This window comes from Thiorhodococcus mannitoliphagus, assembly GCF_010915725.1.
GTDB lineage: Bacteria > Pseudomonadota > Gammaproteobacteria > Chromatiales > Chromatiaceae > Thiorhodococcus > Thiorhodococcus mannitoliphagus.
Genome location: NZ_JAAIJR010000014.1, coordinates 50,671 through 71,702 on the forward strand (window position 1 = coordinate 50,671; position 21,032 = coordinate 71,702).

14 protein-coding genes are annotated in these 21,032 nt (G+C 59.3%); 1 reads left to right on the forward strand and 13 read right to left on the reverse strand.

Annotated features, from left to right (window positions below):
* Positions 1–90: 90 nt before the first annotated feature.
* Complete coding sequence (locus G3480_RS05285) at positions 91–1,425, forward strand: sensor domain-containing diguanylate cyclase (RefSeq protein WP_164652629.1); 1,335 nt, start codon at positions 91–93, stop codon at positions 1,423–1,425.
* A gap of 129 nt (positions 1,426–1,554) precedes the next feature.
* Here G3480_RS05285 and G3480_RS05290 read toward each other — a convergent pair whose 3' ends face one another.
* The 13 genes from G3480_RS05290 to G3480_RS05350 form a co-directional block, all read right to left on the reverse strand.
* A complete protein-coding gene (locus tag G3480_RS05290) occupies positions 1,555–3,447 on the reverse strand; it encodes an XrtA/PEP-CTERM system amidotransferase (protein WP_164652630.1) in 1,893 nt (630 codons plus the stop codon).
* A 353-nt stretch (positions 3,448–3,800) separates the two neighbouring features.
* On the reverse strand, positions 3,801–4,940 hold the full coding sequence (locus tag G3480_RS05295; protein WP_240905599.1) for a TIGR03088 family PEP-CTERM/XrtA system glycosyltransferase: 1,140 nt from the start codon (positions 4,938–4,940) through the stop codon (positions 3,801–3,803).
* Between the two features lie 22 nt (positions 4,941–4,962).
* Complete coding sequence (gene xrtA / locus G3480_RS05300) at positions 4,963–6,495, reverse strand: exosortase A (RefSeq protein ID WP_164652632.1); 1,533 nt, start codon at positions 6,493–6,495, stop codon at positions 4,963–4,965.
* Positions 6,489–7,721: a TIGR03087 family PEP-CTERM/XrtA system glycosyltransferase gene (locus G3480_RS05305; RefSeq protein WP_164652633.1), complete on the reverse strand. Its 1,233-nt coding sequence runs from the start codon at positions 7,719–7,721 to the stop codon at positions 6,489–6,491. Before G3480_RS05305 ends, xrtA begins: the two co-directional genes overlap by 7 nt.
* Positions 7,722–7,734: 13 nt before the next feature.
* A complete protein-coding gene (locus G3480_RS05310) occupies positions 7,735–8,778 on the reverse strand; it encodes a FemAB family XrtA/PEP-CTERM system-associated protein (RefSeq protein ID WP_164652634.1) in 1,044 nt (347 codons plus the stop codon).
* Positions 8,778–9,623, reverse strand: a complete 846-nt coding sequence (locus G3480_RS05315; RefSeq protein WP_164652635.1) for an XrtA system polysaccharide deacetylase — start codon at positions 9,621–9,623, stop codon at positions 8,778–8,780. The genes G3480_RS05310 and G3480_RS05315 overlap by 1 nt, the downstream gene beginning before the upstream one ends.
* 50 nt (positions 9,624–9,673) lie before the next feature.
* Positions 9,674–11,032 (reverse strand): TIGR03016 family PEP-CTERM system-associated outer membrane protein, encoded by a 1,359-nt coding sequence (locus G3480_RS05320; protein WP_240905600.1) that lies wholly within the window; start codon positions 11,030–11,032, stop codon positions 9,674–9,676.
* A 121-nt stretch (positions 11,033–11,153) separates the two neighbouring features.
* Positions 11,154–12,176, reverse strand: coding sequence for an XrtA-associated tyrosine autokinase (locus G3480_RS05325; RefSeq protein ID WP_240905601.1), 1,023 nt, complete (start codon positions 12,174–12,176; stop codon positions 11,154–11,156).
* 32 nt (positions 12,177–12,208) lie between these two features.
* Entirely contained in the window at positions 12,209–13,750 is a 1,542-nt protein-coding gene (locus G3480_RS05330) for an XrtA system polysaccharide chain length determinant (protein WP_164652636.1), read from the reverse strand.
* Positions 13,751–13,807: 57 nt separating this feature from the next.
* Positions 13,808–14,449 carry an XrtA/PEP-CTERM system exopolysaccharide export protein gene (locus G3480_RS05335; protein ID WP_420824607.1) on the reverse strand — a complete coding sequence of 214 codons (642 nt, stop codon included), beginning with the start codon at positions 14,447–14,449 and terminating at the stop codon, positions 13,808–13,810.
* Positions 14,450–14,543: 94 nt separating this feature from the next.
* On the reverse strand, positions 14,544–15,902 hold the full coding sequence (prsR, locus tag G3480_RS05340; RefSeq protein ID WP_164652637.1) for a PEP-CTERM-box response regulator transcription factor: 1,359 nt from the start codon (positions 15,900–15,902) through the stop codon (positions 14,544–14,546).
* Positions 15,899–17,992, reverse strand: coding sequence for an XrtA/PEP-CTERM system histidine kinase PrsK (gene prsK / locus G3480_RS05345; RefSeq protein WP_164652638.1), 2,094 nt, complete (start codon positions 17,990–17,992; stop codon positions 15,899–15,901). Before prsK ends, prsR begins: the two co-directional genes overlap by 4 nt.
* Positions 17,993–18,003: 11 nt before the next feature.
* Entirely contained in the window at positions 18,004–20,349 is a 2,346-nt protein-coding gene (locus tag G3480_RS05350) for an AAA family ATPase (RefSeq protein ID WP_164652639.1), read from the reverse strand.
* Between the last annotated feature and the right edge of the window lie 683 nt (positions 20,350–21,032).

A 21,032-nucleotide genomic window follows, 5' to 3' on the forward strand; every position in this document is an offset into this window, starting at 1 on the left:
CGAGTGGCAAAGACGAGATCAACCCGCTTTCTCGAAGTCGCGTCGCGGCCCCAAAGGGCCATCCAATCGATCTGGGAGCCAGCCGAGGACATGGCTATTTGTGAATCATCGGAACGCTCGTCTGGACCAAGACCGACCAGGGCGCAGCGACGAAACCGAGCGACGGGCACCACAACGCCGCCTCCTGATGTCGCCGACGCGCCTGCAGATCTTTCCGCCCGCATCCGCGCCGAGCGGGTCGGCTTGGTCTACGGCAATACGCGGCCAGCCCTGTTCGCCAACCTGCTCACAGCCCTTCTAGCACTGGTCATTGTCTTCCCAGAGGCTCCCGTCATCGCCTCGGGAACCTGGCTGACAGGCATGCTGATCATTTCGGCGGTCCGCTGGTGGATGAAGCTGGCGCGGGATCGCGAGGCCAAGACGGTACAGACGCCGCCCGCGGTCTGGGCAAGGCGCCTGACCATTCTGGTCATCATCAACGGTCTTTGGTGGGGCGCCATCGGCGTCCTACTGCTGCTCTATGCCGCCCCCGTGAAAGCAGGCTTCGCCACCTTCATCCTGGGCGGCATGATCGCGGGCGCCGTCGCCACACTGGGGCCTTTGCGCTCCGCCTACCTGGGCTTCACCATCCCCATGGCCGGCTCACTGGCTGGCATACTGCTTTGGCAGAACGAGCCGGACGCCGCCGTCATGTCTGCCCTGGTCATCGCCTTTGAACTCGCCATGATCGGAACCGCCTTGCACGTCAGCAAGATCGTCAGCCGCAACATCGAGCTGAGACTGCACAACGAGACGCTGGTGCAATCCTTGACTGCGGCGAACCTGAGCCTCAAGCACGAGGTCGAGGAACGCAAACGCGCAGAGAAGCGTAGCGACTTCCTGGCCACGCACGATCTCTTGACCGGTTTACCCAACCGAAGGGTGCAGAAGGACAGATTCGATCACGCCATCGCCCGGACATCCCACCAAGACGGTCGAGCGGCCATCTTCTTCATTGATCTGGACCGCTTCAAGGCGATCAACGACACCTTAGGACACCCTGCCGGCGACGTCCTGCTGCGCACCCTGGCCGATCGGCTACGTGGGTCTTTACGGCCCGGCGATTCGGTCTGCCGACATGGCGGCGACGAGTTCTTGCTTCTGCTGGCCGATGCCGCCGATCACACTAGAGTGTCCTCGGTCGCAGAGCGCATCATTCAGTCGCTGAGCAACCCGGTCGAGATCAATGGGGAGTGCGTCGAAATCGGGTGCAGCATTGGCATCAGCCTCTGCCCGGACGATGGGGACGATTTCGAGCTATTGATCCAACGCGCCGACAAGGCACTGTATCGCGCCAAGCGCGACGGCCGGGGGAACTACAGGTTCTTCGCTCAGGAACTCGACGAGCAGGAGCCGCGCACCCTGAGCGCCGAGCAGGCGTCTTGAAACCTAGGCTCCGCACCTCTGCAACTATTGAAAATTAGGCTGTTTAGGCCAGTTCGCTCATGAGGCGATCTTTTTTCAGACAGCTTCTTACCGACATGCGCAGCTCTCACCCCCGGCCGAGCCCCCGTCTCAGGCCAGAGTGCGCTTATGGAAGGCGGCAAACATCATCAGGCTCCAGATCGCGGGGCTGAAGTCCCGCATTCCGGACTGATGCTGATCAAGGATCCAACGCACGCGCTTTTCATCGAAGAATCCCGTATCCATCAAGCTTGCTCCAAGCAGCAGCTGCCGAACCCGTTCACGTAGCGGTCCACGAAACCAGGAGGCCAGGGGCACCGCGAACCCCATCTTCGGCCGATAGAGCGTCTCGCGGCCGAGATGAGGCTCCAATGCCTTTTTGAAGATCCACTTCCCTTCCCGGCCAGACAACTTGAGGTCCGGCGACAATCCTGAGACCCAATCCAGGAACATGTGATCCAGGATCGGCACCCTGACTTCCAGGCCATGGGCCATGCTTGCCCGATCCACCTTGGTCAGTATGTCGCCGGCCAGGTAGGTCTTCATATCCAGGTATTGCACCCGGGACAAGGGATGCTCGGGAGCCCGCTCGGCATGGTGTCTGATCACCTCGACCGCGCGATAGCCCTGGAGTTCGCGCTCGAGCCTTGGCGAAAACAGATCCTTGCGTACCTGACTCCCCAGGATGGAGACGCTCTCGCAATAGCCTTCAAGCGAATCCAAGGCGAGGGCCTGAAGGGTCGACTTGGCCCGCAGAACCTTGGGCGCCCAATCCGCCTTGGGATAGAGCGCCCCCAGCAGACCGAAGACCGGACCTCTGAACCATTGCGGAATCGGACCGCGCAGCTGCTCCTCGTAAAGATGCCAGCGATAGCGACGGTAACCGGCGAAACTCTCGTCGCCGCCATCGCCCGACAGGCAAACCGTTACGCGCTTGCGCGCCAGTTCGCAGACCCGATAGGTGGGCATCGCTGAACTGTCCGCATAGGGCTCGTCATAGATCCCGGCCAGACGCTCAATCAGATCGAAGTCGTCCGGGTCAACCGCGTCGACATAATGGTCGGTCGCATAACGCCGGGCGACCTGCTCGGCGAAGGCGCTTTCGTTGAAGGCTGGATCCCCGAACGAAATCGAACAGGTATTGACGGGGCGATCCGAGAGCCCCGCCATCATGGCGACTACAGCACTCGAATCGACGCCGCCTGATAGAAAAGCCCCGAGCGGTACTTCCGCGACCAAACGAATGCGCACCGCTTCGCGCAGACGCTCGATGAGCTGACCAGCTGCCTCGTCGGCATCGCGCACGCCGTTCGAGCGAAAGGACACATCCCAATACTCCCGCGGCTCGGGCAAGCAGCGCTGCCCTCTCTTGAGCGTCAGCATGTGGCCGGGGGGCAGCTTCCTTACGGACTTGAAGATACTGCGAGGATCCGGGATATAGCCATAGGCGAAATAGTCCTCGACGGCTCGTGGATCCATCTCGCGCGAGAGTGAGTCATCGACCAGCAGGGCCTTGATCTCGGAACCGAACAGCAAGTGCCCATCGGGCAGCAAGGCGTAATGCAGAGGTTTAATACCGAGCCGGTCGCGCGCCAAGAACAGGGTTTCGCGGTTGCGATCCCAGAGGGCAAAGGCGAACATGCCGCGAAAACGCTCTACGCAGCGGTCTCCCCACTCCTCCCAGGCATGGACGATCACCTCCGTATCGCTGTGGGTGCGGAAGACATGGCCGCTGTCGGTCAGTTCGCGCGCCAGGTCTTGGAAGTTGTAGATCTCGCCGTTGTAGACCACGACGACGGTGTGGTCCTCATTGAAGAGCGGCTGATGGCCACCCGAGAGGTCGATGATCGAGAGCCGCCGGTGGGCAAGCCCTACGCCAGGCTCGCAGTGCAACCCGCCATCATCCGGACCCCGGTGATGGAGGGACTGGTTCATGCGGGACAACAGCGCTTCGTCGACTGGTCTCCGCTCGCGGGTATCGAAGATACCTGAAATTCCACACATAGCTTTCGATCCTGTTTCGTCAAGTCTCACAGCGCATCCGGACCACGAGTCCTCCTGTCACGCCTAGATTCCAGGCGCGTTGGCGTTGCTCGAGGCCAACTCAGTGCGCTTTGAATGCTGCTTATCAAGCTTCCCGAATCCCGCCACTTGAGCGTCGATTGCAGCCGCCGGACCGAACTCAGCGGACATGTGCTAGCGAGGCTTCACCTCAGACCGACGAGTCATGCCATCGGGATCGCTATCGTCGGTTCGATACCGATACCGACGGCTTGGATGGTCGGAGGCTTCATCGAAATTTGACTCAGCTGCAAGCATTTTGCGCCCTCAAGGATTCTAGTCGACCCGGGCCCGCTTCAGAGGAGATCAGCATAGACCTGCATGTAGCGCTCGACCATGACATCCAGGCTGAAGTCGCGCTCAGCGCGCTCCCGCGCCTGCTCTGCATGCATCGCCAGCACCTGGGGCTGTTGCGCATAATGGCGCAAACGATCGACGATCGCGGCGGGATTGGCCCTGGGGACGAGATAGCCGGTCACGCCCGGATCGACCAGCTCGGCATTCCCCCCAACCTGGGTTGCGATGACCGGCAAGCCGCTCGCCATGGCCTCCAGAATGGTGTTGGAGATCCCTTCGCCCAGTGACGGCAGCACGAAGACATCGAGCGCACGCAGACAATCCGGTATGTCGTCCCGCCTCCCTGCCAGCCAGACGCTAGATTCCAGGCCGGCCTCGCGCACCAAGGACTCGATGGGCTTCCGCTGAGAGCCATCACCCACGATGACCAGCCGAAAGCGCCCCAAGCCCTCAGGTTCGGATGCGACCAAGGCGACAAAGGCCCGAACCAGTGTCATCTGATCCTTCACCTGTTCCAGACGTCCAACGGTGCCGATCACCAGGTGCTCAGGACCGGCAAATCCATCCGGCAAGACGCCGCGACACCCTTGAGGCTTGGAGCAGGGATGGAAGCGTTGGATATCGACTCCATTGCGTATGGTGGCGATTCGCTCGGGCTTGACCCCAATATCGGCGACGAGATAGGACTCCAGGTCACGCGACAGCGGGATATAGCGATGGACGAGCGGCCGGAACACCTGGCGCAACCAGCGATACTTTAGGCTGGTGTTGTCGAGATCATGCACATCGCGTCCGTGCTCGCCATGCACCCGCCCAGGAACACCCGCCAACCAGGCGGACATCTGGCACTCGAGTGCCGAGAGATTGCGCGTGTGCACAATGGCCGGACGCAGGCGGCGCAGCAGCCGCCAAAGCCGCACGAAAAGCCAGAGATCCTGGCCCTCGCGCTTGTGGAGCGCGTAGACATCGACATTTGGCTGGATACGTCGCCTAAACTGCTCGTCGTACCGATCCAGACAGATGATGGTATGCCGGAAGCGCCCGGTCGGGATCCGATTGATCAGATTGACCAGACCATTTTCCAGGCCACCGACATCCAAGCGGTGAATGATGTGTGCCACTAATGGAGGCTGAGACATGGCTTCCGAAACGTTACGAGTCTCAATCATTCCGGGTACGACCCGACGGATTGCGCAAACTGGCGTCCAGAAGCGGCAACATCTCCTCCGTGAAGTCTTGCAAGCGCTGACGCGCCGGCTCCGTCTTCAGATCGATCGGCGTGTACAAGACGATGAGCGCCTCATTCCGCGGCCGGCCCGAAAGCAGGGCCAAAACCTCTTGGATCTTGGCGAAATGCGACCGATTCGTCTCATGCCCATCGACCCAATACCAGGACCAGACCAGGAGCCCCTGGCTCGACGACCCAAGTCGCGCCTCGGTGACGGTCAACTTCCGGTCAGCCAGCCTGAGTGTTCGGGTCGAGCGCTCGAATTGGCGCCAGACAGGATCCTTCTCCACCACCAAGAGGTTTTCCGAATTGACCATTTCACCACCAGCTTGGCGATAGAGGGCCAGATAGACACCCACCTGGTCGTCCAGCCGTGCGAAGTCGCGGCGCGACTCCTCGGACATGCCCATATAACGTGGCGACCAGTCCGTTAGGCGCTCATCCATGGCCCGCCATCCAGCCTGCCCAGCTGGTATCTCGAATGCCGGCCACTGGGGATCGGCCTCGGCGCGAGACTCTGTGAGCATTCCCAGAAGCGGCCAGACTGCGAGCAGTGCTAAGCCAAACAGGACCACCGGCCACTCACCAACCGTCGCTCGCGAGGAGAGCCTGGCAGTCCCAACAGGAGGCGTCGGCGTTGTCGCCACCTTCTCCTCCAGACCTCGCTCGGACCAAATGTTGCCGACCGCAAAGAGGATGAACATGACCAGGCCAAAAAACACCCACCCATAGATGAGATGATCGACCCCGACGGCCAGACGCATACCGCTCAGATGGCCAAGCATCACGATCAGATAGGCCCGCAGACCATTGGCCAAAATGGGCACGACAATCGAGGCGGCGACGAAGACCAAACGGCGCCAGAGTGAACGGTAATTCAAATAGGCAAAGAGCACCCCCAGAAAGAGCGAGGCGATCAGATAGCGAATCCCGCTACAGGCCGTCACGACCGACCAATCGCCGCTCGGGATACTGAAAAAGGTCCCCTCCCAATAGACCGGGATGCCCGAAAGCCGAAGCATACCCACCGTGAAGGAGGCGGTGAACTGCATCAGTGGATAGACGAGTTCCTCGCCCATGGGTACCGCGAAGAACAGAAAGCCCAGCGGGAAAGCGAGATAGCGCAACGCCGCCAGCCCGAATATCAGCCAAACCAGGATCGGAATCATGACCACGGCGGCCAGTTGCTCGATCACCAGAACGTCAGCCAGCCGCGCCAGCAGCCAAGCGAAGCCATTGATGGCAACGAATGGCAGGGCCCGCCAATCGGCCCGGTAGGGGATCGAGCCAAGCCCCGAACGTTCGCGCCACACCAGATAAAGAGCAATCGGCAAGACCACGAAGCCGTGAGCAAAGGTCTCGGACCTCTCCCAGATGCTCACCATGCTCGCAAAGGTCGGCCAGAAAAGCGCCCCCAGAATCAGGATCGAGAGCCCCCCCCACAACAGCCTCGTCCGCATCAACATGGCGCCTTCCCTCCGATGGCGATTGATTGAGCCTCCCCGAGCAAGGGAAGGAGTCGCTCCAGACTAGCCTCCCAAACGAAATCGCGTTCGATGAGCGCGCGGGCCGACGGTCCCATATCGGCGTATCCCCCGGACAGCAGGCGCACCAACTGAGCGACGAAGGCATCGGGGTCAGCGGCGACCAGCACGTGACGGCCAGACTCGGCCGGAATCCCCTCCAGCGCCTGAGGCGTCGTCACGACGGGCCGCCCCATTGACATCGCCTCGAGCACCTTATTCTGGATGCCCCTGGCAATGCGCAGCGGAACCACGACGGCGGTCGCGTGCTGAAGGTAGGGCCTGACATCCGGAACGCTACCCGTAACCCTGACACCAGGGACTTGACCGAGCGCGCGAACCGGGGGCGTTGGATTCATGCCAACGACATGGAACTCGACCTGTGGAAAAACCCGTCTCACCTTGGGCAGGATCGACTCGACGAACCAGATCGCCCCATCCCCGTTCGCCCAGTAATCCATGGCCCCAGTGAAAACGAGCCTCAGTCCCTCTCCAGCGAAAGGCGATGGACGCGAGGGGTCGGCCGAAAAATAATCGGCGTCCACGCCATTGCGCATCACGAACACAGCGTCAGGATCGACACCAGGCCCTTGGGTGAAGAGCGCCGCCTCCTGTCCCGAGACGAAAAGGCTGGCATCGAAACGCGCCGCGACCTTGCGCTCGAAATCAGCCAGTCGCTCGGCCTCGCGCCGATAGATCCAGGACATGGGAAACGGCTTGGAAAGACTGTACTGACGCCACTTGTCGGAGTCCACGTCGACGAAATCGATCAGGCGACGCATCCCATCGAACTCATGTCCCAACACGAATTGGGCCATCCCGGAGGAATACACGAGCACGTGTCGAATCGGATAGACAGGCAGCAGATCGCGAATCCAAGTGTCTAAACTGGTGCTCCGATAATAGGGCAGCGTAAGCGGCTCGCCCTTCAGTAGCCCGATCAAGCTTCTCAGCTTCGCCAAAGGCGGCGACAGGGTGCCGAACCAGGTGGTTTCACAATAGTGACTCAGCCGCTCGCGGTACTTGGCATCCGACTTGGAGTCGATAAAGGTGGCCAAATGGACCCGATAGTGGCCGCTCAGATAGCGCAACAGATGAAAAGAGCGAATCTTGTCGCCTTTGTTCGGCGGATAGGGGATGCGATGGACCAAAAAGAGCAGATCTTCCATGATGGAGCGCGTCCTAGCCTAGGTACTTCGAAATGAAGGGACCCATCATCCGACTGAGCGGCAAGGGAAGACGCCTCCAGCCCGCGATGAAGAGACTGTATTTCGGGTTGAGCGGGTTGACGTCCGGCACTTCGGTCGAGCGGACCAAATGAAACTCATAGCTCATGGGTTCCGGCTCGAACCCCCAATTGCGTTTGAAGTCGAAGGCGCCGGTGCCAATCTTGCTGCGCCCAAAGTCGAACACCTGGATGCCACGCTCGCAAGCGCGACGCATGACCTCCCAATACATGAAGTCATTCGCCTTGCAGGCTCGCGCCTCAGCGGATCCCCCGCCGTAATAGGGAAGCACCTCATCGCGAAATAGGAAGCTAAGCACACCCGCGACCACCTTGCCACCATGGTGCACGGTCAGAATCTCGCAATCATCGCCAAAGACATCCTTCAGAACGTGAAAGTAGCGCTTCGAAAACACGGGTGTACCGAGATTACGCACGCTCTCCGAATAGATGCGATGAATTGTGTCAACATCCGAGTCGAGGCGGCTTTCCAAAGCAGCCTGCATCCCCTTACGAACCATTGCTCGCTGCTTGCGTGGGATGGCCAGCAGATTTCTCTCCGGGTCCGGATCGATCGCCTTGCGAAAGGTGACATAGAGATCCTTGCGCGGCCAATCCTCGTGACAGCGCGACCGACAACGCAATTCGAGATGATCGACGCCCAATGACTCAGCCAAACGACAGGCCTCAGCGTCCAACCGCTCGCAAACGCCCGCCGAAACGCCGACGCTTCCGCCATAGACGCAAAATGGTGTCGAGACGAGCCCGTTGCCAAACAAGCGACTGCGGATGTGACCCAAGGGCAGAACGCCCAGGATCTCCCCCGCCTCCGACTCCGCATAAAGAAAATAGGCCGAGTGCCCAAAGGCTTCCTCGAGCACCCTCCTCCAACCGGCACGATGAAAAAAAGTCGCCTGAGGCATACGCTCAACAAAGGCGTCCCAGCGGGCTGAGTCAGCCGGCTCGAGTTGGCGAATCCGAACCCCATCCGGTGACGGCATCAAGCTGACTCCGAACTGTCTGGATGCGCGGGCAGGAATATCCGATCCATGCGGTCCCAGGTGAAATCGCGGAGCAAATGACGCACGCGAGACTCCATGCGGGATAGATTGAGGTAGTGCCTAAAGCGCGTCCTAGATGACAATCCTTGCACCCTAGGCTGTTCAGGATCCATCTCCCAGGGGTGAAAATAGAAAATACCAGCTTGCTTTTCCAAGCGATTCAATCGTTCGAAGGCCCAACGAGAAACGCCGTAAGGGTAAAGACGAAAATAACCTCCGCCACCGCACGGGATTCGGCGCCCCAGGAGTTCGATGGTCGAGATGGGGATCTCGATGAAGGCGGAATCTCCCGGAATCGGATTGAATCTGAAACGCGGCGCCTCCGGCATCCCATAGTGATCGTGCCGGATAGGGTAGACGCTCGAACTGTAAACATAGCCAGCCTCGCGCAGGGCTTCGTGCGCCCAGGGCGTGGACCCGTCGATCGAATAGCTGGCGGCACGGTAACCCTTGACCTCCACGCCCGCAATGTCTTCGAGCAACGACTTGGTTCTGCAGATGTCCTCGAAGAAGGCATGACGATCCTGCCGAGTCACTCGGACATGAGAGTAACCGTGACTCGCCAACTCGTGACCCTGCCCCACCAATTCGCGGATCAGTCCAGGATGACGCTCCGCGACGCAGCCAAGCGTGAAGAAGGTCGCTGACACACCATGCTCTGCAAGCTGCGCAAGTACGAGGTGCAGATTGCGCTCGATACGCGTTGCAAAGGATGGCCAAGCGTCGCGCGAGACATGTGACTCGAAGGCAGAGACCTGGTAATAGTCTTCCACATCAATGGTCATTGCGTTGGCTGGGCCTTTCCGACGGTGGAGAGCATGTGCTGGGCGGGCATTCATTCCCAACTAATCCTCAAACCCAGCGTGATCCGATTCTCTGCACCATTATCGGAATCATCGCGAAAGCTATATTGAAGGTCGCAATAGGTACGCTCGGACAATTGGCGAGTGAGGCCAGTGTTGAAATAATAAGAATCCTGCAAATTCGCAGCCGTATCATCGGTGCTGTTGTTGTTATCAGTCTGGCGCCAACCCAAACCAAGATTTAGGCTAGTGCGCGCGGCCAAGCGCCGTGACCAATAGACGCGGGCATACAGAGTTTCCTCGTCGTCTCGTGCGACGTCCTGATATTGGCGTAACCCATAGCCAAGCGAGGCACCCAAGGTGCTACGCCGAGTCTGGACCGTCACGACGGAGGTGAATGTGTTGTTGACATAAACGGACGATGAAACCGTAGCGGTATCGAGCGGAACGTCCAGCGCACTCCCGGTTTCAGGGGTAACAGGCTCGCCAAAGGCATCCTCGAAGCTATAGACGGTCGAATTCGCGCGCTCACCCCGCGCGCTCGTCAAGTCACGCTGATAGGAAGCGGTCCAGACGGATCGCTTGCGCCGGTAGCTAAGCTCGAACCTCGGGGTCCAGCCATAATAGCGCTGCCCCACGCCTGCCGTAACCTTGGTCCGGACGTTAGGCGTCCAAGTCAGCAGGCTCTCCCACAGGCTACCACTGGTTCTGTCTAGGGAGGGATAGTTGTTATCCTCATAGCCACCTAGGACATCGAAGCGCCAGCGCTCGTCGATCTGATAACCCACGCCTCCGGCAGCCCGGCTAAAGCGGTCACTAGGTCCGTCCTGGTAGTCGACATTCGCGTTTTCGGCGAACAGACCCAACTGCAGATCACCGAGGATTGGGCCGCTGAGGAGGTCGAGCTGGGTCCCATAGCCCAAACTATCCTGACCCTCGTCACTATAAAAGACGCCATTTTGCTCGAAACGTAGGGTCAGTTCAGCCGTACGGCCAAAACGATTCTTGAAATAGGGCGCAACCAGATAGCTGTAAGTCGTCTGCAGGTTGTTTGAAGGGCCGGTCGCGTCCCAGCTGGTTGGCCCCTGCGCATTGATCAGCTCCTGCCGTGCCGTCACCTTCATATCGAGAAATAGGTGATCCCGATAGAGTTCAGAGTTGGCATTCGCCTGCAAACGATTATTGAGCTGGTCTTCTGAGTCATAGCTCAGGTAGTGCAACGACTGGAGCGAATAAGCGACATCGAGATCAAGTCGGCGACCATTAGCTTGGAGCACGAATCCGGGCGTCAACTGGATGAAAAAATCGCCCTGCGCCCCGTCATTCGCCGTCGGATCTTCAAGATTCAAGTTGTCGGTGTAGGTTCCCTTGACTGTCAGCTGCTTGGACAAACGCCAATCGGCGCCTAAGACAGACGCGGATAGTAAGAGGAGGCACGCACAAGAGAACGCCCCCAACCCCCAAGGCAACATGCGCTGATGGGAAGCAGTACTAGCTAAAATCATGGATGCGCTAAACCGACCCTTGGCTTTCGCGCGGCGGAGCAGCGGCGTCCGCATCGGCGGTCGGCGACTGGCCGTAACCATGTCCAGATCCGTATCCGTATCCATATCCATATCCGTATCCGGCGCCAAATCGGTTGCCAAGGCTTGGCCGGTACTTGTTCAATATCAGACCCATGATCTTATCTTGCCCCAGGCGACTCAGCGCATCGGCCACCGCATGACGGGGAGTTTGTTCGGCGGCAACCACCACGAGAATCTGTCCCATCCATCCGGCGAGCACAGCACTTTCGCTCGCAAGCAACAATGGGGGCGAATCGAAGATGACCACGCGATCCTTGTATCGCGTGGAAAATTCATCCATCAGGTTCGCCATGCGCTCGCTCGCCAGCAACTCGGTTGCTCGCTCGTGGCGCCTGCCCGCGGGCAACACCTTTAAATTCGGCAAATCAGTTTGGACGATCGATTCCGCAACCGTGACCCCAGAGCCATCCAGCACGTCTAGCAATCCCACCTCATAATCGATCCCCAAACGCTTGGCGGCAGTCGGCTTGGCCACATCGCCATCCACCAGGAGCACGGTCCGGTCCCGTTCCATGGTCATGCTGATCGCCAGATTGATGGCCGAAAAGGTCTTGCCTTCGCCTGGCAAGGCGCTAGTCACCATGATCAAATTGCTGTTGTCGACGATGTCCGCGCCCTTCTTATCGACATTCATCAACAACGGACGCTTGATCAGACGATATTCCTCGGCCAACTGAGATCGTTTCGCATCAGGTGTCAAGGCACCCATCAGACGCAATTGATCAAGTGCCAGACGCTGGAAAGGGCGTTCGCTATCACTAGGATGCCGAGCGGCATCAGAGGCGACGACGGAAGCAGTGGCAGAATCCCGATCCATTTGGGAATCCGACCTTACTTCACTCCCCCTTTCTGCCGCGCCAGGCATCGTTCGTGGTGCATCGTCCACAGACATCGACGCACGAAGCTCATCTTCGCGTCTTGCGAGACTGCGCTGGATGGTACTCATCATAGGGGTGATCCTGCCATGACCGGTTGATGGAGCTAGGCCTGCCCCAAGAGGAGCGGTAACCCCTTAGCCACGAAAATGAAACCGACGACCAGGCTTGCACTGGCCGCCACGAAGGGTATCAGCATCAAACGCTCTCTCCGACGCTGCGCACTCGAGATCACGAGCCCCACGCTCCCGAGCACGGGAATCCCTGTCTCTTGATACAGGATCTGGCGCTCGTCATAGATCGGTCGCAGCAGATCCAGCCCCAAGGCGCTCGCTAGCCCGCCACCAATGGCAAGCAACAACACCGCCGCAGAGAGAGCCAAGCGATTCGGGGCTGATGGCTTGGAGGGCACAAACGGCGGGTCGACCACGCGAAACTTAGCGCCGTCAACAGTCTTCTCGACTTCGGTCGAGAGTCGGGCCGACTCACGACGTTGCAGCAATTCATTGTGTTGCTTCGCAATCGTCGAATAGTTCCTGGTCAACTGCTTGAGCTTGGCTTCGATCGTCGGAATGCTGTCGATCTTGTCGCCGAGCTGCTTAACTCGTTCCTTGTAGTCTTCGACGCGCGCAGTCAAGGCTGCCACCTGGGTATCGGCTTCGCTGAGCGCAACCCGAAGATTCCCGTAGACAGAATCGGCCCGCACGTTCGAAGCCAACTGGGGGCCTCTGCTCGCTCTCAGCTTCTGCCGATTGCTTTCGCGTAGTTCATCCATCTGAAGACGCAACTGAATCACGTTAGGATGCCGATCCGTGAAGCGCAACAGCAGTTCGTCCAGCTTCCTCTGCATGGCGATGATGCGCGGATCCTCTGCCTGCTGAAGCGGCGTGAGATCGAAGTTGTTCTGAACGATCTGATCCTCGCTTTCGATCTGATAGCCTAACTCGTCGCGCCGCCAAATCGCCTCGCGCAACGCCAATTCCGCGTCTTTGAGGCTAGCTTTCTCCTGCTCTAGGTTCTCGTAGTAATTGACCTGCTCTCCAGGCAAAACCCCGGCGTTATCCCGTTTGAAATCGGCCAATTGCTTTTCCGACTGCCTGAGGCGCAACTCATAGTCTGCGATTTCTTGATCGAGAAAATCTTGCGCCGTGGATGTCGATGCATCGTTCCCGACGAGCGCCTGCTCGATGAAAACAGTCACCACAGCCTGCACCACTTGCTTGGCGCGGCTCGGATCGCGATGTTCAAAAGAGATGTTGTAAAGCGAAGGATTGGAGCGATCACCAGCAAGTCGGATCTTGCCGAGCATCTCATTCAGCAGCATCTCCTTGTCTCGCTCGGTGCGCACGCGCAGATCCAGGTCGCTCATGCGCGCAATCCGCTCGAGATTCGGACGACTGAGCAACATCCGGCTCATCAAGGCCACACGCTGAACGAGGTCCGGCTGGATCGCCAACCCCCGAAGGAGAGGCCTCAGGACGCTGTTCGTATCGACGAAGACACGGGCCGATGCCCTATACTCATCTGGCAGCTTGGACACGTAGACCCAGCCCGAAATGGCAATCAGCCAGGCGACCGTGACGGCAAGCCAACGATAACGCCACATTCCCCGAACATAGGAGAACAATTGCAACAACAGTTCATGCATGGCTGTTCACTTGTCAGGTTTTCAAGCAGAGAGTCAGATAGCTGACTCGTGGAACCTTCAGAACCAGGATTCCGGAATAATCAGGATATCGCCTGGCAAAAGACCCAAGTTTTCCTCAATGATCCCACTTCGAATCAGATCATCCAAGCGAACCGAGTATTGACGCTGCTGCCCGTCGGCGTAGCGCACGAGGACGGCCTTGTTTCCGGCCGCGAATTCCGTCAGCCCACCCACCTCGATCATGAGGTCGAGCAGCGTCATGTGTTTGCGAAAGGGCACCGCAGCCGGCGTCGCGGCCTCACCGACCACGCGGACTTGCTGACTCGGCAGCCCCACGAAACCATTGACGATGACGGTCACGATCGGGTAACGCACGTAAACCGAGAACTGCTTCTCGAGATCGCGGGCGAGTTGCGTCGGCGTTTTTCCACTGGCAGGAACATCTTCGATTAGCGGTGTCGTCAACATCCCATCAGGCCGCACGGGTACGGAGCCCGAAAGCTCCTCGAATCCCCAAACGAAGATATTGACCTGATCTCCTGGCGCGACCTCGTAGAAATAACCGTCCTGGACCGTGATGTCTCGTTGGTCGCGAGGCACCGGTGGATACTTAGCCTTGGAGGACGCACAGCCTAGGTTTAGAAGCACGATGCACGCAGCGATCAGCGCCGCGCCGCCCTTCAAAGTTCCAAAATGAATTCTCAATGCATTATCCCCTTTTTCCAAATGCGTCCAGAGTGACTGGCTTCTCCGACACCAAATTCTCATTGGCAACGCGGATCATTCGCGGAGGCTAGTCAGCCGACTTCATACCGAATTTCTCGAGCAAGCGATACAGAGTCGGGCGCGTGATACCCAACATTTGGGCGGCCAAGGTCATGTTCCCGTCCACCCTATTGAGGGCCTGGCGCAAGGCAAGCGACTCTGCCTGATCTCGCGCTTCCTGGAGACAGAGAGGCACCAGATCATTATCGGCCATCAAGTCGAGATCCGAGGACGACAACTGACGCCCCTCCGCCATGATCACCGCGCGCTTGATGCGGCTTTCGATTTCGCGAACATTGCCTGGCCAACCATACTGCTCGATTGCGGCCAAGGCGTCTTTCGTAAAGCCGCGGAGCGATCTGCCATATTCGGCATTGTATTGGTCGAGGAAGGCACGAGCCAGCACCAGCGCATCCCCCTCGCGCTCCCTGAGCGGGGGCAGGCGAATGGTCACCTCGCTGATGCGGTAGTAGAGATCCTCCCTGAATCGACCCGAGGCGATCTGCGATTCGAGATCCTGATGCGTCGCGCACACCACGCGCAGATCAACCGCGATCTCTTGCCTTCCGCCCAGACGCTCGATCACCCGCTCCTGCAAGAAACGTAGAAGCTTTGCCTGGAGCGCCTGCGGCAGATCACCGATCTCATCGAGGAACAGCGTTCCGCCATTTGCGTGCTCGATCTTGCCAAACGTCTGTTTGACTGCGCCGGTAAAGGCGCCTTTCTCATAGCCGAATAGCTCGCTCTCCAGCAGATTCTCCGGAATCGCCGCGCAATTGATCGCAACCAGCCTGCCAGAGGCGCGGGAACCTCCCTCGTGCAGCGCACGCGCGAAGAGTTCCTTGCCGGTTCCGCTCTCACCAAGGATGAGGACGGTCACGTCCGCCGCTGCCACCTTTTCGACTGTGCGACAAGCCTTGAGCATCTGTGGGCTCGTGGCAATGACACCTCGCAACGGGGTATCCACACGTCGTTGCTGAAGCTCTCGGTTCTCGGACTCCAACTCAAAGAGACGATGCGCCCGCTCGGCGACCAGATTCAGTGTCACCGAGTCGATCGGCTTCGGATAGAAATCATAGGCGCCGAGCGCGATCGCCTTGACCGCATTCGGGCGATCATCGTTACCCGTCACCACAATCACCTTGGTCTGAGGAGCGAGCTCCATGATCTCAGCCAAGGTCGCCATGCCCTCGCTGACGCCTCCAGGATCAGGCGGCAAGCCAAGATCCAGGGTGACAACACTTGGCCGATGGCGGCGTAACTGGGCCAGCGCCTCGCGACGATCCGATGCCACCTCAACATCGAAACGATCGAAGCACCAACGCAACTGACTTTGCAGCCCCGGATCATCCTCGACCACCAGCAACGGCTTGGCAGCACCCTTCATACAGCCGCCTCCGACGGCTCGGGAACGCAGGCAGCTTGCCGCCCCGCGATATCACGGCGGGGCAGATAGATCCGAAAAAGCGTTCCACGTCCTGGCTTGCTCTCAACCGCCAAGTCACCACCCAGCCGGCGCACCATCTCGCGGGCCTCAAAGGCGCCGATACCCATCCCAGTCAAACCCTTGGTGGAATCAAAGGGACGAAACAGGCGATCGCGAATGAAATCGGCCGACATTCCCACGCCATCATCCTCGATTTCGATCCTGACACCCTGCCCCTCATCCTGCACACGCACGACCACCGAACCATCCGGTCCCGTGGCCTCCCGTGCATTCTGCAGGATATGTCCAACAATGGTTCGAAGCTGTTCCTTGTCCGTATTCAAAAGCAAATTTCCAGCCAGAATCTCGACGCGAGGAATCGGAGCTTGCCCGGCTGGCCTGTCGATCATCTCACGGATCAGCGCCTCTAGATCGATCTGGACGGGTTCGCCGCCCCTAACCCCAGTCCGCAACTGGGTCATGAGACGATTCATGCGATCGACCGAGGTCCTGATCGTTTGCAGCACATCCTCGACAAATGCCGGATTCTGCTTGTGCCGTTCGGCATTGGATAGAATCAGTGATTGCTGGGCCAGCAAATTCTTCAGGTCATGCGCCACGTAAGCTGAAAGCTGATTGAATGCCTCGAACTGGCGCGCGCGCATCAGCGCTCGGTCAGACAGGTACCGGGCGACATGACTTGCGGCCTGACGGCCGGCGGTCTTGAGCAGGGCACGATCCTCCCAGTTGATCGAACGTCGCACGCGCGGACGCCCCAGGGCCACCAAGCCACAGAGTTCGTCGCGATTGACTAACGGAACCATCAGCCAGAGCGCAGAGGAATCGCGCAGCCAATCGGGCATTTCCAAATCCCCATAGACCTCGGATGACCGCCGCCACTCGTCGGTCTCGACGACCCAACCCGAACGCTCGAGGAAGTGAATGAGGGGATCTTCTCCCCGTATCGCTGAAATCCGCGTCTCAGGAAGGCCATTTTGCTCCAGCAGTTCAAAGTCACCGCCTTCATGCCGTGCCCAGAGCATGCCTGCCGGGCTATCAACGATCTCACCCAGCGCTCCCACGACGGCCCGCGGCAGGTTCATGCCACTCTGCGATAGGGCCTCAGTAAACTTCAACCATTCCTCACGATAATCGTACTTGAAACTAAAGAAATGTCGACTCACCCAAACGCGCGCCCGGGCCCGCAATTGCCCAGAGAAAAGCAACAACAGTAGTAATATCGCAGCAGAAAACAGGAAGACAATCTGGAGCACCGCGCTCCAGGCTCCGCCGAAGAGTCGAATCCAATATCCCGCTGCAGCCATTGCCATCAGATAAAGCCCGGCGCCCGACAAGGTCGCAGAATGGAAGACCACGTTCCGCGATACATGCACTTCGAGTGACCAAGCCGGGTTTCTCGCCGCAGAAACCGCAATGAGCGGAACGATCAACGCATTGACGAGACCACGCGCCTCCCAGGCATGCTCGTCGAGTTGCTGCATCAGCAGGCCGTCCGAATAGAAGAAGAGGTCGAAAACAAAAACCGCGCCCAACCCAAGGCAGAGATGCTTGATCTCCCAACGTCGCTTCGGCAATCGGTTACGGAATACCTGCTCGACCAGCAAGAGCCCAAAAACGGCCTCCAGGATTCCAGCGAAGAGGACGACATCGACCCGATCGCTCGCCGCTAATCCGAATAACGGTAGGGCGAGCGGGATAAACAGCGCGAGGAACCCACCGAGCGCGACAACCGACCAGGTCACCACATGCCAAAAACGCGCACTGGCGCGATCATACTCAGCGACCAGGATCGCCGTCAGGAATAGGAACCAGCCCCCATTGCGCACCAGTTCGGCGCTCCCGAACAAGCCATCCGGAAGGCTCCAGCCCATGCCGGCGACAACGCCGACGGCAGCCCAGGGCAAGCTCGCCAACACCGCAATGACTGCGAACAAACCAGTGAGACGTCCGCGCCATGCCGTCACAAGCAGAATCGCCAAGAACAGATAGGCCAACAGAGCAAGCAAGTAGCCGAGGACGCCGACCGTCATGGACGTAGACATCAGTCAGAACGAGCCCCATCGATCGGCCCGAGGACCCTGACCTCCACCGTCCGCCCGACAGCATCCCTCTCCTTGGCCGCATCCGCTCCGCTGGCATCTGCCCCGGGGGCATTGACGTCGTTGCCATTAACGGATAAGCGCTCGCTATCAATGCCCCGCTTGATCAGATAGTCCGCAACGGCCTGCGCGCGCCGACGCGCCAGGACGGCGTTGTAGCCAGGGTCTCCAGTGCTGTCGGTGAACCCCTGAATGTCGGCAGTCGCCAGGCTCGACTCATCCATAAGCGCCGCCACCTCGTCCAGGGCTTTGGCAAATCGCACGCCGATCGTCGAGCGATTGAATTGAAACGACACCTCGACGAAGAGCAGCGTGCCTATGGGTGCTGGCCGGCGAACCGCCCCCTCCTCGGTCTCAACGACAGCGCCGCCAACCGCCTCGGGAACTCCTCCGCCGACTCCAGCATTCGCATCGACATCAAGGGTGTTCTGTTCGGGCTCGGGCTCGGCAAGCCGACCCTCTTCCCGCCCGACCGCCGAATCAGTGAATCGCCCTTCCTGGTCGCCCAGTTCATTCGCCTCATTCAAGGCGCCGATAACAACAGAGGGATAAGGCGCAAGCACACCATCAGGGGCGGGCGAATTTGGTTCGGGGGACTCATTCAGTGGGGCCAAAGGGGGCTGATCCTCCTGCACCGGTCGGTCGATGATGGGATCCGCGTCATCTTTGGCAGCAGCCGGCGGAGGATTCGAGGCGACTGTCGAGATATTCTCCTGCGCGACAGGGGGCGAGACTTCTAACCCTTCCTCCGCCTGCGGCGGCGGCCCTGCGGAACCATCGGGGCTCACCCGAGTCGCATCCCGAGACCAAGCTGACAACTGCGAGAGTCTAGCGACCCCAGTCTCCACCCAGTGCTCGGCAGACTTCGCCAACCGATTCCAGGTTTCCGGGAAAAACCAGTAGGCTCCACCCATCGACGCACCCACGATCGCCAGGGCAACCAGCGCATAGATCACGCGTCGCTTCGACCCAGCAGCGCCTCTGTGTGGCTCGTAGTTCTCCGCAATCGCCTTGGAGTCAATCCGCTCGTCGCCCCAATCATCAACCGACTCCGCGCGGAAGGAATCCTCGCAGACTAGAATCGGGGGCGACTCGGGAAGCTCGGACAAGGGCATCGACGCAGCTTCAGACGCATCATCCGGATCCTCGAACACCCCCAGGTGGCCATGCGCCTGATCGCGACTTGCCTCACCGACGGAAGCCTCAGCGTCCAATGCGGCGCCAGCTAGGGAAACCGGCTCCACCTGTGCCGCCAACTCATTCTCAACGGACGTGGATGACGCCGGGACCGGTTGCGCAGCGGGCGGGCGCTCCATCGCCAGCCCCTGATCGAGCAAGGACCAATCGGCAGCGGCATCGTCCGCCGACACTCCAGCCTCTACCGTGGAAGCACTGGCACCAGCCGCGTCGGCAGGTCCTCCAACTGGGGAACCACCAAAACGCTCACCTTGCGCGGAATGGGTTCGCGGGGCGAGCCCCTCATCGCGCAGTTCGCCGATGACGCAGTTGACGTCAGTGATGCCTAGCTCGTGTGCTTCCAAGCAAAAGCCACGCAGCAACAGGCGACTACAAAGGAGGTTGATCAGGCGGGGTACGCCGACACTGAATTCATGTATCGCCCTCAACACACCCGGCTGAAAAGAAGGATCACCATGCCACCCTGCCCTTTCCAACCGATGGCGGACATAGCCAACCGTCTCGCGGGGCTCGAGCGGCGTCAACTGCCAGGCCGCCACGATCCGTTGATGCAGTTGCTCCATTCCCTCGCCACGAACCAGGTCACGCAGCGACTCCTGCCCCACGAGCAGGATTTGCACCAGCGCCACGTCCAAATGCTCAAGATTCGTCAGCAGCCTCAACTCCTCGAGCGCGGATGCCGAGAGATCTTGCGCCTCATCGACGACCAGCAATGCATGCCCACCCGCACGACGCTGAGAAAGAAAAAACTCCTTCAGCCTCAATAGCACCTTAGCCTTGCTAGATTGCTCGCCGACGTCTAGGCCAAAGGCATTGGCCGCCATGCGTAGCAGATCCTCAGGCTCCAAACGCGCATTAGCAACCACCGCCATCCGGATGTCGGAATCAGCCATCCTCGACTGAAAACTCTTGATCAAGGTTGTCTTACCCATACCCGGGCTGCCAGTAATCATGACGAACCCCTCGCCACGCAGCAGCGCGTAATCGATATAAGACCGCGCCTTAGAAAATCCTTGATGTTCGAAGAGACCCAGGTTACCGGGCATCAAGCGGAAGGGATCGGCACTGAATCCGTAGAATGCCTCAAACATACTGGAATTCCATATGTCGCCAAGATGGCGATTCAATAATCATAGTGACACACAAGCTGCAGCAGCTGAACAGTATGGCGACCAACTGCAGCTTGCGGATTCGCGCAGCGGTGTAAGCCGGCGTCGTAGCGCATTGCCCTCAGACAGGATGCAACGGCTGCCAGTTCTGACATCGGCACTGCCAAAACCTGACATAAATGGACACTGATTTCGCAAATCGAAAGATAGCCCGACCGACCGACCTTTGTACGCGAACCCGTCAACAAAACGCCAAGCGATAGAGCCAACACTGAGCAAATGCCCCTGAGAACAACAGCGCAGGGCGACTAGCTAGGGCTCTCGCAGATTCGACACAGCTGTTTTCCGACTTTCGAACGACTCGCTCGTCGCAGGGAATCAGACCGCCGGTTTCTCCATGCACCCGGTTTCTCCATGCAGCATAGAACCTCAGGCCGCCCTTATCCAACAGACCCAACGCATGGAAGCACTGGCATGGCCTTGATCATCAACCCGACCATCCATTCGCAGATCTTGCGTAGTCAGGGCTTCCAGCCCTGATTTCGTCAGGCCAAGATGTCCTGACTACGCAGCCTGTCGTCCACTTGGCACCGGGTGGCCACGGGTGCTTACGCACCCGCGGCTCCCACAGATCCGGACGTGCGGGACTACCGCATCCGGCTCCT